General features: G+C 70.2%; 1 protein-coding gene. It reads right to left on the bottom strand.

Features of this window, described 5'->3' with window-relative positions:
* Window positions 1-3: 3 nt before the first annotated feature.
* Window positions 4-642 (bottom strand): RNA polymerase sigma factor SigF (locus IT780_RS41440; RefSeq protein ID WP_199517388.1); only part of this gene is annotated, 639 nt, incomplete at its 5' end.

Raw genomic sequence — 642 nt, forward strand, 5'->3', positions numbered from 1 at the left:
GGGTCAGAGGGTCTCGGCGGCGAGCTGGGTGCGCAGCTTGGTCAGGGCCTTGGTGAGCAGGCGGCTGACGTGCATCTGGGAGATGCCGATCTGCTCGGCGATCTGCGACTGGGTCAGGTTGCCGTAGAAGCGCAGGGTGAGGATCTTCTGCTCGCGTTCGTCGAGGCTGGCCAGGGCGGGGCCGAGGGCGACGCGGGTCTCGGCGAGTTCGTATTCGTGGTCCTCGCCGCCGAGGGTGTCGCCGAGCTCGGTGGTGCCGTCGGCGCTGATCGGGGTGGACAGGCTGGTGGCGTTGTAGGCGCGGGCGCCTTCGAGGCCTTCCAGGACGTCTTCCTCGGTGACGCCGAGGTGCACGGCGATGTCGGCGACCTGGGGGGAGCGGCCGAGGGTGTGGGTGAGGGTGGCGTTGGCCTCGGTGATGGCCAGGCGCAGTTCCTGCAGGCGGCGCGGGACGCGCACGGACCAGGTGCGGTCGCGGAAGTGGCGCTTGATCTCGCCGATGATGGTGGGGATGGCGTAGCCGGCGAAGTCGACGCCGCGTTCGGGGTCGAACTTGTCGACGGCTTTGATCAGGCCGACGGTGGCGGTCTGGACGAGGTCGTCGGTGGGCTCGCCGCGGCCGGAGTAGCGGTGCGCGAGGTG

The organism is Nucisporomicrobium flavum, from assembly GCF_016464385.1.
GTDB classification, from domain to species: Bacteria; Actinomycetota; Actinomycetes; order Mycobacteriales; family Micromonosporaceae; genus Actinoplanes; species Actinoplanes flavus_A.